This window comes from Mycobacterium sp. 852002-40037_SCH5390672 (assembly GCF_001665875.1).
In the GTDB taxonomy this organism is placed as follows: domain Bacteria; phylum Actinomycetota; class Actinomycetes; order Mycobacteriales; family Mycobacteriaceae; genus Mycobacterium.
On sequence record NZ_LZTA01000092.1, the window covers coordinates 1 to 12333 of the forward strand.

At 65.7% G+C, this 12333-nt stretch carries 9 protein-coding genes; 1 reads left to right on the forward strand and 8 read right to left on the reverse strand.

The genetic code is table 11. The features are described 5' to 3' along the window. From A5782_RS16465 to A5782_RS16490, 6 genes are all read right to left on the reverse strand, one after another. Positions 1-214: FAD-dependent oxidoreductase (locus A5782_RS16465; RefSeq protein WP_156623993.1), on the reverse strand; the 214-nt coding region annotated here is incomplete at its 3' end. After that, positions 211-1137 (reverse strand): aldo/keto reductase, encoded by a 927-nt coding sequence (locus tag A5782_RS16470; protein WP_067102414.1) that lies wholly within the window; start codon positions 1135-1137, stop codon positions 211-213. The genes A5782_RS16470 and A5782_RS16465, both read right to left, overlap by 4 nt. 16 nt (positions 1138-1153) lie before the next feature. Continuing rightward, positions 1154-2170, reverse strand: coding sequence for a glycosyltransferase family 4 protein (locus A5782_RS16475; RefSeq protein ID WP_067102411.1), 1017 nt, complete (start codon positions 2168-2170; stop codon positions 1154-1156). A gap of 105 nt (positions 2171-2275) precedes the next feature. Next, positions 2276-3784 carry an O-antigen ligase gene (locus A5782_RS16480; protein ID WP_067102346.1) on the reverse strand — a complete coding sequence of 503 codons (1509 nt, stop codon included), beginning with the start codon at positions 3782-3784 and terminating at the stop codon, positions 2276-2278. Continuing rightward, positions 3781-5247 carry a polysaccharide biosynthesis tyrosine autokinase gene (locus A5782_RS16485; RefSeq protein ID WP_067102350.1) on the reverse strand — a complete coding sequence of 489 codons (1467 nt, stop codon included), beginning with the start codon at positions 5245-5247 and terminating at the stop codon, positions 3781-3783. The genes A5782_RS16480 and A5782_RS16485 overlap by 4 nt, the downstream gene beginning before the upstream one ends. A gap of 148 nt (positions 5248-5395) precedes the next feature. Beyond that, positions 5396-7075 carry a hypothetical protein gene (locus A5782_RS16490; protein ID WP_231986707.1) on the reverse strand — a complete coding sequence of 560 codons (1680 nt, stop codon included), beginning with the start codon at positions 7073-7075 and terminating at the stop codon, positions 5396-5398. 393 nt (positions 7076-7468) lie between these two features. Between A5782_RS16490 and A5782_RS16495 the strand changes: the two genes are divergently transcribed. Continuing rightward, complete coding sequence (locus A5782_RS16495) at positions 7469-8263, forward strand: FkbM family methyltransferase (RefSeq protein WP_067102356.1); 795 nt, start codon at positions 7469-7471, stop codon at positions 8261-8263. Positions 8264-8270: 7 nt separating this feature from the next. Here A5782_RS16495 and A5782_RS16500 read toward each other — a convergent pair whose 3' ends face one another. Both A5782_RS16500 and A5782_RS16505 read right to left on the reverse strand, forming a co-directional pair. Next, a complete protein-coding gene (locus tag A5782_RS16500; protein WP_067102359.1) occupies positions 8271-10136 on the reverse strand; it encodes a bifunctional diguanylate cyclase/phosphodiesterase in 1866 nt (621 codons plus the stop codon). A 206-nt stretch (positions 10137-10342) separates the two neighbouring features. Then, positions 10343-12016: a hypothetical protein gene (locus A5782_RS16505; protein WP_067102417.1), complete on the reverse strand. Its 1674-nt coding sequence runs from the start codon at positions 12014-12016 to the stop codon at positions 10343-10345. Positions 12017-12333: the final 317 nt, after the last annotated feature.

The window sequence follows — 12333 nt, forward strand, 5'->3', positions numbered from 1 at the left end:
GCGAATGGAAGTAATCGTCCTGGCGAGAATCGAACGCCGATAGCTCTTGTGCCGCCCGGTCCGTGCGATCGAGACCGCTTTCGATCAGCGTCACCTGCACGCCCGCTGCCGCAAGCTCGAGCGCTGTCGTGATGCCGATCGGACCGGCCCCGACGATCGCTACGTCGGTCTCGATCGTCATCCCGGGCGCGAAGTCCGCCACGCCGCGGATCACGCGGCGGCCCCCTCTCGGAACTCCTTGACCAGAGCGAGAAACCGCGTCACCGTCTCCGCGTCCGGCGACGACGAGACGGCGGAAGCGGCCGCGGCGACCCGTTGTGGCCTGGTGCTGCTGTAAAGGATCGCTTGACAACCCGTTGCGGCGGCGGAGGATCCGAGGATCAGCCCGGAGAGCACACCGGGAGCCAGCGGATCGGCCTGCAGGGCCTCGCGCCAACGTCGGGCCAACACCGGGTCCGCCCGCAGCGCTCCGGAGAGTTTTCGGTACGGCCCGCTCAGAACGCCGAAGGCCAGGTGGGCGGGCCGCGGTGCCGGATCGAGAAGGTCGCTGCGAAGTTGACTCACTCCATTGGGCGCGAAGGCCCGGGCGAAATCCGCGTCGAGTCCCTCATCCTGCGAGACGCCCCAGGCGCGAATCTTGCCCTGCCGGTGGGTGCGTTCGAAGAATTCGCGGAGCTCATCGCCGGCAACCGCGTCGCCGGGCCGCGGTGCGTGCAGGAAAAGGATGTCGACATAGTCGACGCCGAGCGCCGCGAGGCTCTGGTCGAGGCTGCGCGCCGCGAGGGCCGAATCGTACAAGCGGGCGGCCTTGGGCGGCGCCTGGCGCCGCTTGACGGTGCGGCGCAGCGCAGGCGCCGTGCGAAGCAATGCTCGTGCCGGACGTTGGAACCGGGCGAGGCGCCGCGCCGCGCCGCCCACGTCGATGCCGAACTTGGTAGCGATAGTGACGGTGTCGCGCTCGACCGTGCGCAAGAACGCCCCCAGCTCTGCTTCTGCCCTGCCCAGGCCGTACATCCGCGCGGTGTCGAAATGGGTGATGCCGCTGGCCATCGCGGTGGCCAGCACGGCCATGCGCTCCTTCCGGGAGGGCGACTGCATCAAAGATCCGCATCCGAAACCGATTGCACTGACCGTCAATTGCGGTCCCTGCAGTTCAACTCGTCGCAATGCCACACCCCTCATAGATCTGGCGCAGCCGCGCATCGATGACTTGTGGGCTCCGGGTGGCCGCGACGTGCTGCTGGCCGCGTAGCCCGTCACGCTCAGCCAGGCCAGGGTCGCGCAGGTAGCGCCCGATCGCCGCAGCCAATGCGGGTACGTCATCAAGCGGCACGAGCATGCTCGGGTCTGATGCAAGCTGTGCTGTACCGCCCACGGGAGTTGCCACAAACGGTCGCGCGCCGGCGAGGGCCTCGGTCAGGATCATCGGCATTCCCTCCGCGGACGACGGGAGCGCGACCACTCGAACCGACCGGAGCAGCTCACGCACCTCATCCGGATGTACCGGGCCTTCAACGGTCAGCCGGTCGGTCGGTGGCGGCGTGTAGTCGTCGATGGGACCGATGATGCGGCAACGCCCTTCGATACCCTCGGCGAGCAGTAGCCGCCAGGCCGCGACAAGGCGGTCGACACCTTTGCGCCGCCCGACGGTGCCGGCAAAAAGCACCACGGGTGGCGTCGAACCGGCGCCGGGCGCATCTCGATCGATCACGATCGGGTTCGCCACGATCGTGGTTGACGTCGCGGGTGCCACCTCGGCAACCGCGGCAACCGCTTCCTGCGACAAGGTGATCACGTGGTCTGCATGCTTCAACGTGGCACCCACGAAGTGGGGATGCGCTTGGGCGAACTCGGGAAAATCGGAGCCATGGACGGTGACGATCACCCGGAGGCCGCGCGCCCTGGCCAGTCGGATCAAGGATCCTTCCCGCAACCACGCTCCGCCATTCGAGACATGAAAGTGCACGATGGTCGTGCCAGGGACGCGCGCCAGCACCAACCCCGCGCGCGCCGTGAGCAATAGGCTCTTCAGGTGATGGTGGGGTCCTGCCCACGTCGAAAGGACTCGGATGTCGTCGGCGCCAATCCTGTTGTCGCGGATGACCCGGATCACCGACTGCGTCCCGCCGACGCTGTACATGTCGGGACCCACGTGCATCACCGCGATCATGTTCGGCCCGGCGCGCATCCGCGCACCCGCGAGTGGCAGGTGTGCGCGACGAAGTAGATGGTCAGCACCCGGCGGGGCCCCACGGCAAGCTGGTCACGAGCTCGGTCAGCCGGACGCGGCGATGCCGACATTGGCATGGGTAGTCGGGCCGGACGTCGGGGTCAGCGCCGGCGCGGTGTCGGCGTCGGCCTGACCTCCGTCACCGCTTCTGCGCCGCAGACCGGCGAACCCCATCGCGGCGCCCAAAGCCAGGCCCAGTCCCAGTGCGTCCATCGGCATTTCGGGCAACGGCCAAACGGCGGATATCGCAAGGAGCCCGGCGGCGACCGCCGCACTGATTTTCGCCGCCGCCGGCGCACATTTCAGCGCCAGGATCACGGGAGTGAGCGCGAATAGCGCAAACACCGCCATGCCCACTGCGCCGGCCTTGGCCAACCACCAGAGGTAGAAGTTGTGTGAATAGGCGGGATAGAGGTACAGATGGAACTCGTCGTCCCCGGTCGGCGGCTGATACACGTAGCCCAGGCCATGGCCGAACACCGGGGCACGGGCGATGGTCTCCTTGAGGAGGTTGATTTCGCGCAGTCGTTCCAGCGCCGAATCGTCCACGGCGAGTGCGCTTGACGTCACCCCGCCCAGCACCCGCTGATTGAAGGCAGCGAACTGATCGCTGAGCCATGCCCCGGTCTTGGAGCGTTGCAACAAAAACAGCGACCCCGGTACCGTTACCGCGATCATGGCCACGCCGACCGTAGCGGCCGTGATCGTGCGCCGCACCGCTGCCCAGCTCAAGCTGCCAAGCAAAGCTACGCCAGCGGCCACCGCCATGGAGATCAGCGTGTTGCGGGAGAAGGACAGCAGCGAAATGCTCAATGCCGGCGGGCCCAACGCGAGATACATTGCGGGCCTGACGCGCCCGACGATCGGTGCGGCGACCAGGGCGGACAAGACCGCGGTGGCCAGAGTTTGGGTGGACAGGATGATGCGCACGGCTTGGCCGGCACCCGTGGTCCCTTCCAGGCTTTCTGCGCGGCCGGCCAGCCGGATGGCAAACAGCGAGCTCACAATTGCCATGCCCGCCGAAAACCACAGAATCACGATCATCACCCGGATCGAGAATTTGACGTGACCGCCGTAGACGACAAGTAACGCCAGCACGAATCCGATGGCCATTTCGAGCATGGTGGACGATTCACGCATCACCACCAGATCATCGTGTCCGGTTTCGAATCCGGTGATGGTCGACCACACCACCGTGAGCACCAAGATCCCCGGCAACAGGAAATCGTGGGCTCGCGGCCTCACGGATGGGATCAGGTAGCAGATCGCGAGCACCGCGGCCACGTGGTATGCGTAAATAGTCGCTGGGCCAATGACTTTGCCGACGTGCAAGCCTTCTGGCAACGCCGCGAAGGCCCCGAACAGCGTGACCGCCACCATCCCTTCGGGTTTCACCCAGTACACGACCACGCAGAACAACGCGGCGGTCAGCAGCACGCCCTCGGTGGTTCGGCGCACCGAGAGCACGCCGAATACCAAGCACCCGAACACGAACAACGCCAGCAGAGTTCCATCCACTGCTAGGCGATGACGGGCCCGCAGGTAGAGGTTCACGCCGGCCCGCTGGCCTTTGATCGGTAGGCGCGGTCCGCCGCCCTGATGTGCAACGACTGCCGCGCGTCAACCAGCACGGTGCCGACAACCTGCGCCCCGGCCGCGCGCAGGGCGCTCAGCGCGTCATTGAGTTCGTCGGCCGTGGTGCGCCGCGCCCGCACCACCAACACCGTCGCGTTGACGGCACCGGCCAGCAGGCCGGCGTCGGCCGTCGCCAGAACCGGCGGACCGTCGACCACGATTCGATCGAAGCGCGACGACAATCCTTGCAGGACTCGGTCGATCACTTCTGGCAGATAGGCGCTGACAGGCAAACTCTCGCGGCGCGCGGACCGGGACGCCAGAATGAACAGCTTCGAAATCGGTGTCGGCTTCACCGCTTCGGCGGCGATGTCGGGGTTGGCCAGCGCGTTGCCCAATCCCTCGCCCGATTCGACCCTGAGCAATCCGGCGACCACATGTCGGCGACTGTCGCCCTCGACAAGCAGTGTGTCTTCGCCCATTTCGGCGAGGGCGAGTGCGAGGTTCATCGCTGTTGTCGTGGTGCCTTCGCCGCCGAACGGCCCGGTCACCAATACCCGCCGGGCGTCCGGTCCTATCGCCCTGAGCAACCGGGTTCGCATGCCGCGCATGGCGTCGTCGGATGCGGCGTCGGTGCCGAATCGGGGAACCGTGCCGCGCTTTCCGGGCAGCTCCGCCAAAATCGGCAACCCCGAGACGCCTTCCAGCTTCTCGCGGGTGCGAATGGTGCGGTCGCCGGCCTCGCGGGTCAGCGCGACCGCGATGGCAAGAAGCACACCGGCGATGAACCCGATCACCATGTTGCGCATCGGCACCGGCGAGACCGGAATGCTGGGCACCCGCGGCGGTTCGACCACCGTCGCCCGGGCAACCGGCCACGGCTTCCCCGTTGGACCGGTCAAGGCGGGCACGTCCGACGGCTGGCCCGACGGCGGAGTTGCCTCACCCGTCTCGAGGCGTGGTCCCGGGGGCAGCGGGCCGCTCACGCCGTTTGGACCGGGATTCTGACCGCCCAGAGTTGGGACGATCACGCCGAACTGAGTGGCCATTGCGCCCGCCAGTGCGGCGGCACGCGCCGGATCGGTGTCTTTGACACTGATCGTGAAGAGCACCGATTTCGCAGTGTATTTCACCTGGGTTTGGCTCAGCACCTCATCGGTACTCAGCGGTAGCTGGAGCTGGCGAATCGCGCGCTCGGCCACGATGCGCCCGCCGGCAATCTGGGCATATGACGACAGCCGTTCTTGTGCCGCCTCTGTGCCGCTGTACAACTCATTCAGGTCGGTAGCACCCGAGAATGAGATCAGGACCGTGGCCGAGGACTGGTAGTGCTTCGTCTGCAAGGCCGTAACGAACGCGGCGCCGACCGTACAAGCCAGCAAGGCGGTCAGCGCGAGTTTCCAGTGCAAGCCGAGAATCCGGACAAAGGTGCGGAAATCCATCGGCTGATAACCTCTCTAAAACTATGGCGCGAATAGCGTCACTGAAGATTTCCGGCACCGGCCGCGCATACCACTGCAGATTATGCAGCATCGCCACGCCCGCATTGCCGAAATCGCCAGTCGTGCCTTGCGAGCAGATGGTCAGCCGCTAGCCCAAGGCACGACTTTGCGCATCGCGCCGCAGGTCGAGCGTCGCGAGTGGATAGCATCCGGTGCCGTCACGTCCGTCGCGGGCCAAGCGCATGGGTGGATAGTTCACCACATGCGAGGCGCCCGGCTTGTGCTGTTGCCAGTTCACCGACGCGCACAGCGTGTAGTGCCCGGGGGCCAGGCCCGCCAGGTCGACGTGCAGGGACTCAGTGGACGACGCGGGCACGGGTTCCTTGCGGGAGCCGTCTCCGAGTTGCCCTTGGATCAGCGACTTCAGCGTCACCGTCGCGGGAAACGAACGGACCACCGCTCCCGAGAAATCGACCAGCCGGTAGCCCGGGACCCAATTCTCAGTTGCCGCGGCGGCGCCGAAATTCGTCCAGGCGACGGTCAGCGTCGCCTTCCCGTCGTTCACCGATTGCGATCCCTGTCCGGCCTCGACCGAATATCGGTATCCGGCGACGATGTTGGCTTGTGCCCACAGCAGGTACAACGCGGGGTCCATCGAAGTGGTGGAATCCACCGCCGGAAAGTTGTAACTCGATGTCATCGACACGTGGTACTTGACGACGTCGTACAGGCCCTTTTCGTAATAGGTCCGTGGATCGGTGCCGTCGGGCAGCTGACACCATTCGGTGATCACCAGGGCCGAGGTCATCCGGCTTTTCAGCGCGCTGACCAGCGGGTCCTTCGACTGCACGTAGTGCGAGCCATCCTTTTCCGCCCATGCGGGCAGCGGCGGCTGGACTCCGAGGCAATCCGCACGGATACCCACCGGCGCGGACAGTTTCTTCGTGACATCGTCGGCGAGCAGTTGACGCACAATCTCCGGGTTCAGGGCCGTCGTCACCAATTGCGTGTGAGGAAAGGCATTTACGGTCGCCGCGACCAGCTGCCGAATAGATCCGGTGGTGATGTTCTGGTCACGAAACTGGCTGTAATACCCGAGCTTCGCGACGCTTTCGTCAGGCCCTGGGCCCGGCGCACCCAACGTGTCACGCAGATATGAGATGTGGTTCTCGCTGAAATCGCCGTAACCGGAGAACTCAAAAACGCTCAGCCGCTCATCGCCGTCATAGCGACGGCCCAGCGCGCCCAACAGCTGACCGAAAGCGTTCAGGTAGTTCGGGTCATCCCAGTTCGGGACGACATGCGTCACCCCGGGCGTCCACCAATAGCGTTGCGGGCCGGTGTAATTGGTTGCCGCCGACCGCATCCAGTCCGGTATGGCGATGTTCGTGTTGTTCGGGTAGGCGTTGTCGCAACAGGAGTTGTAAGCGACCACGCGAAGGGTCAGCCGCATGTTGCGACCGGCCAGTTTCGTCAGCGCGTCATCGATCGCGCTGAAATCGAACTTGCGATCGTCAGGAGCGTCAGGCGGTAGCGTGCTCGGATCGGTGGGCTGCAACTGTCGCCACGGGACACGCAAGCTCGCGTCAAAGGACGCAGGCCACGCCGGATACCGTTGCTGCGCGCGATTGCCTTGCGGGAACAACGGTTGCAGGAGATCTTCATACTGGCCGCGCAGCGGATTCGATACGTCCTGCACAGACAGCGGTATGGCCGGACTGGCGATCGCGGTCAGCGGTCCAAGGTCAGTGCCACGACTGCAGCCACTCAGCACCAGCGCCACGCACACGCCAACGATCAGGATATTTCGTCGAATTGTCCGGACCATGATTTCTTTCGCTAAACCACGTCGGGCGACAACGGCTCGCGGTACGGCTGGAACGACGTCGGCGTGCGCCTGCCGTGCCCCGTCTGGATCAAACGCATCGAGTGCTGCCTCTCTGGTGGTTCGCGTTTCACTACCGTCGTTGACCCGTTGGCTGACGTCACGTTGTCGTGCGGGATGTCAAGGCTTACAACAGGCTATAGCCCAGACCCCGGCCGCACGGGCAAATCCGGACGCCTGTCCGAAAGCCGGTCGTCTTGAAGAAGGGCACTTCTTCCACCACGTGCCACGCCGGCGGCATGAACACCCGCCGATCCCAGCGCGCCGGACACGGTGGTCGACGGCCGGCGTCGACTAAGCTGATGGCTCCGCAAGTCGGGCAGGAGATCACCCCAGATGGCTGTCGCACGCTCGGTCAAACGCCGGCTCGCACCTGTGGCAAGGACACTGGCACCGCGCCGGTTCTGGCGGCGAAAATTCCGCATCCTGCAGGGACTGGGTCAATGCCGCCCGGACATTCAGCTGGTGGCGTCGTTGTGCGATCCACACCGGATCTCCTTGGATATCGGCGCCGATCTCGGTGAGTTCACGATCGCGATGCTGGCGACGTCACGATCCGTGATCGCGTTCGAACCCCGGCCGGCCCAGGCCCGCGATCTGGGGTCGATGTTCGACGCGGTGGGCGCCGCGGTACAAGTGCAAGCGGTGGCGTTGTCGGATGAACCCGGCGTACTCGCCATGCGGGTGGTCGCGTCCGAGCCGGGCCGCAGCACAATCGAAGCCGGCAACCAGCTAGGCGACGTGCACGGCGGCAATATTGAGAGCATCGACGTGCCGGTCAGACGCCTCGACGATCTGGACCTGGAAGACATCGGTCTGATCAAGATCGACGTCGAGGGCCATGAACTCGCCGTGTTGCGTGGCGCCACAGAGACACTCACACACCACCGCCCAGCGATTGTGGTGGAAGCCGAGGAACGCCACCATCGCAATTCCGTCGCCGAGATCACCGCGCTGCTGAATGGGCTCGGTTATGCAGGTTATTTCGATCTCGGGGGTGTTCGGCGGCCGATCGCGGAGTTCGACCCGGCCAGACATCAGGATCCGGCCAACGTCGGCAGCCAGGAGAACGGTTGGGCGGGCCACGGCATCTACGTCAACAACTTCGTCTTCTTGCCCGAGAACGCCTGAGCCGCTGCTAGAGCGAGCCCAGCGACGACGACTCACGATCGGCCAGAAACGGCATCGGCATCCAGCGCGCCGACAGCAACGCTTCCATCGCATCGCCAGGGATGGGACGCGACAACAAGAAGCCTTGCGCCCGATGGCACCCGTGTTGCATCAAAGTCAATGCGGCAGCGGCTGTCTCGACGCCTTCGGCGACCACTTCCAGACCAAACGCCTCGGCCAGTCCGATGATCGCGCGGACGATGGCCAGGTCACCGGCGTTGGTTCCGACGTCACGCACGAATCCGGCATCGATCTTGAGCATGTCGACAGGCAGAGACTTCAGGTGCGACAGGACGGCGTAACCGGTGCCGAAGTCGTCGATGGCGATCTGCACGCCCACTTTCTTGAGCTCCGCCAAGGTCTTTCGCGTGGTGTCGATGTCGTGTACCACCGCGCGCTCGGTGATCTCCAGGCACACCGATTCGGCATCGATCCCGAACTCGCCGATCGTGTCGGCGACACTTTCCACGAATCCGCGGCTGATCAGTTGGATGGGCGACACGTTGATGCGCAGCATGGCGCCCTGCCCGACACCGTTGGCCCGCCACCGGCTGAACTCGCCGCAGGCGCTGCGCATCACCCACCGGCCCAATTCGGCGGCCAGGTTGGTCGTTTCGGCCACACCGATGAACGCGTCGGGCAACAGCAGCCCCCACACCGGGTGCCGCCAGCGCACCAGCGCCTCGGCGCCCACGATGGCGCCGGTCCACAGGTCGACCTCGGGCAGGTAGTGCAGGATCAGGCCTTCGCTTTCGATATCGCCCTGCAGGTGCAGCTCGATGTCGTTGCGGAAGGCTCGTTTCAGCGCCATGTCATCGGTGGACACCGCGGTCTGGTTACCGCCGGCGCGCTTGGCCGTCAGCACGGCCTCGTCCGCCCGCCGGAGCAGATCGGCGCAGTTGTCGGTCCCGGGCGTGCCGACCGCCAGTCCGATGCTGACAGTCCGACTGATCACGTGCCCGCCCATGGTGAGGCGGTCGCACAGCATCGACGACAGGCGACGCGCGAACGCCTCGGCATCCTGCGAGGACATCGGCTGGTCCGGGATGACCACGAATTCGTCGCCACCCAGCCGGGCGATCATGCTTTGGCTTCCCGCGCACTCCTCGATGCGTTGGGCGAACATCCTGATGAACCAGTCGCCCGCGGAGTGGCCGAGGTAATCGTTGATCGGCTTGAGCCGGTCGAGGTCGAGGTAGAAGACCGCGACGGGTCCCGCGCTTCCCGCCGCGAGCCGTTCGGTCAGATGCGCGACCAACGCCCGACGGTTGTAGACGCCGGTCAGGTCGTCGTGTTCGGCGAGATAGCGAAGCCGTTCTTCGGCGGCGATACGGGCTTGCAGCTGAGCGAACAGGGCGGCGACCGCCTCGAGCGTGTTGATCTCCTCCTGTTTCCACCTGCGGGCGCCGTACTTGACGAAGCCGAGGACACCGGTGGCCGCATCGCCGGACACCAGCGGGGCGACGGCCAACGAGGGTGTGACCGGTGCCCTGCTCTGGTTCAGCGAGCGGCGAAACCAGCCGTCGGGCGCCTCCGGCCGGGTCACCACCGGCTTCCTGTCGCGCTCGCATTGGGCGAGCACCGACCCGGCGCCGTCGAATTCGAGATCGGCCATCGAATCCGGATCTGCCGAGTCGGCTCGTCGAGGCCACTCGGCAACCAACACCGAGGCCCCGGTGTCCTGCTCGTGGTGACGCAAGAAACTGGCGTCCACATCGAACTGCTCGACGAGCTGCGCGAGAACCTTCTCGCTGACCTGGGTCGCCGTGGATGCCGTGGCCTCCATCAGCTGGGTGGCGACGGAGGTGACCACCAGGTCCAGGCTGCGCGGCACGGGTCCTCCGATACGGGGCACACGGCGACCCCGTTCGAATACCCATCGACGGGGTCCGAAAGTTCGCTCGGTTGTTTGCTGGCTGCACTTCGAACCGCGCGGCGACGCGGCCGAAATCCGTCAGGAGACGGTATCACGCACGGCCCGGTCCATCAGGACTTACGACGAGATGCGGGCTGGCGGCGCGTCACCGGGGCCGCGGCGGGTCACTGACCGTTTGCTGAGGCGGAGCCGCTCGGCACGTCAAGTGTGGCAATCGAGTACAGCCCGGAGCCGTCACGGCCATCCCGGGCCAGGGCCATCGGCGCGTAGTTCACCACGTGTGAGGCGCCCGGTATGTGCTGTTGCCATTCCACCGAGGCGCGCAGCGTGTAGTGGCCGGGCGCCAGGCCACTGACGTCGACGTGCACCGACTCGCCGGCCGACTCCGGGACCGGTTCCTCACGGGATTGGCTGGATTCGTCGTGGACCAGCGTCTTGAGGTTGACGGTCGCGGGCAGGCTGCGAACCACCGCCCCGGAGAAGTCGACCAGTTTGTAGCCGGGCACCCAATGCTCGGTGGCCGCCGCCGCGCCGTAGTTGGTCCAGGCCACCGAGATGGTCGCCACCTTGCCCTGGATCGACTGCGATCCCGGCTTCGCCTCGACCGAATACCGGTAGCCGGCGGACGTATTGGCCTGGGCCCACAGCTGAAACAGCTTGGGGTCCATCGCCGACATCGCGTCACGGTCCGGGAAATCCGCGCTCGACGTCATCGACACGTGATACCGGATGACGTCGTGCAGGCCCTTCTCGTAATACGACCGGGGATCGGCTCCGCTCGGCAATCGACACCACTGGCTGATCACCAGCGCCGTCAGCAGCCGCTGCTTGATCGCGTTGACGACCGCATCGCTGGAGCGGACGTAGTGCGAGTCGTTGGCCTCGGCCCATTCCGGCAGGGGCGCCCGCACGCCGAGGCAGTCCGCCCGGATGCCCACCGGCGCCGCCAATTTCTTGGTGACGTCGTCGGCGAACAGTTCGCGGACGATCTCCGGATTCTGCGGTGCCACCACCAGTTGGGTGTGCGGGAAGGCATTGACGTTCGCCGTGACCAACTGCGCAATGGAGGCTTTGGTGATGGTCTGGTCACGGAACTGGCTGTAATAGCCCAACTTCGCGGTGCTGTCGTCGGGAGTGGGGCCTGGCGCGCTCAGCGAATCACGCAGATACGCGAGCTGGTTCTGGCCGAAGTCCCCGTAGCCGGAGAACTCGAACACGCTGAGGCGCTCGTCGCCGTCATAACGTCGGCCGAGCGCGGCCAGCAGCTGGCTGACGCCGTTGAGGTAGTCGGGGTCGTTGAAGTTCGGTACCAGCTGGGTGACGCCCGGGGCGGAACCATTCGGCGGCGCGGGGTAGCTGGCGGCCGAGGGGCGCAGCCAGTCCGGAATCGCGATGTTGGTGTTGTCCGAATAGGAGTCGTTGCAACAGGATTTGAAGACGTACACGCCCAGCGTCAGGCGCATGTTCCGGGACCCGAGCTTGGCCAGCGCGTCGTCGATCGCGCTGAAATCGAATTTGCGGTCGTCGGGTGCCTCCGGGGGCAACGTGCGCGGATCGACGGGCTGTAGCTGCCGCCACGAGACGCGCAAGCTGGCGTCGTACGACGCCGGCCAGGCAGAGTATCGCTGCTGCGTTGAATTACCTTGTGGGAACAGCGGATTCAGCATTTCCTCGTATTGGCCGCGCAGCGGGTTGGGTATCTCCTGCGCGGTAAGCGGGATGGCCGGACTGACCATCGCCGACAGCGGCCCGGGGTCGCTCTTACCGCCGCAACCGCTGAGCACCACCGCCGCGCACACCGCAGCGGCCAGCACACGTTTCCTCAGTGAGCAGACCATGGTCACCGGCGGCAGATCGCGCCCGACGACAACGGCCCGCGAAGGCTCCGCGACTGCGCCGATGCCGGCGCGGCGCCTGGCCCAGTCAAAGCGATGGTCGTCGTCAAGGTTGCTTCTCCCAATACACACCGATGCGCTCCGAAGTGAGACCCCATATTTCGCGCGTTCCAGTGGTGCGTGCATTCGGCCCGGGGCAGGCCACGAATTGGCGTAGCGCAGCGTAGCATGCGCGTTTCGGCATAGCTTCGCCGCAGCTCAGCGGGGGTGCAGCCGCAAATCCGCCGTCAGCCCCCAGGGGCCCGCAGTGAGACGGGTCA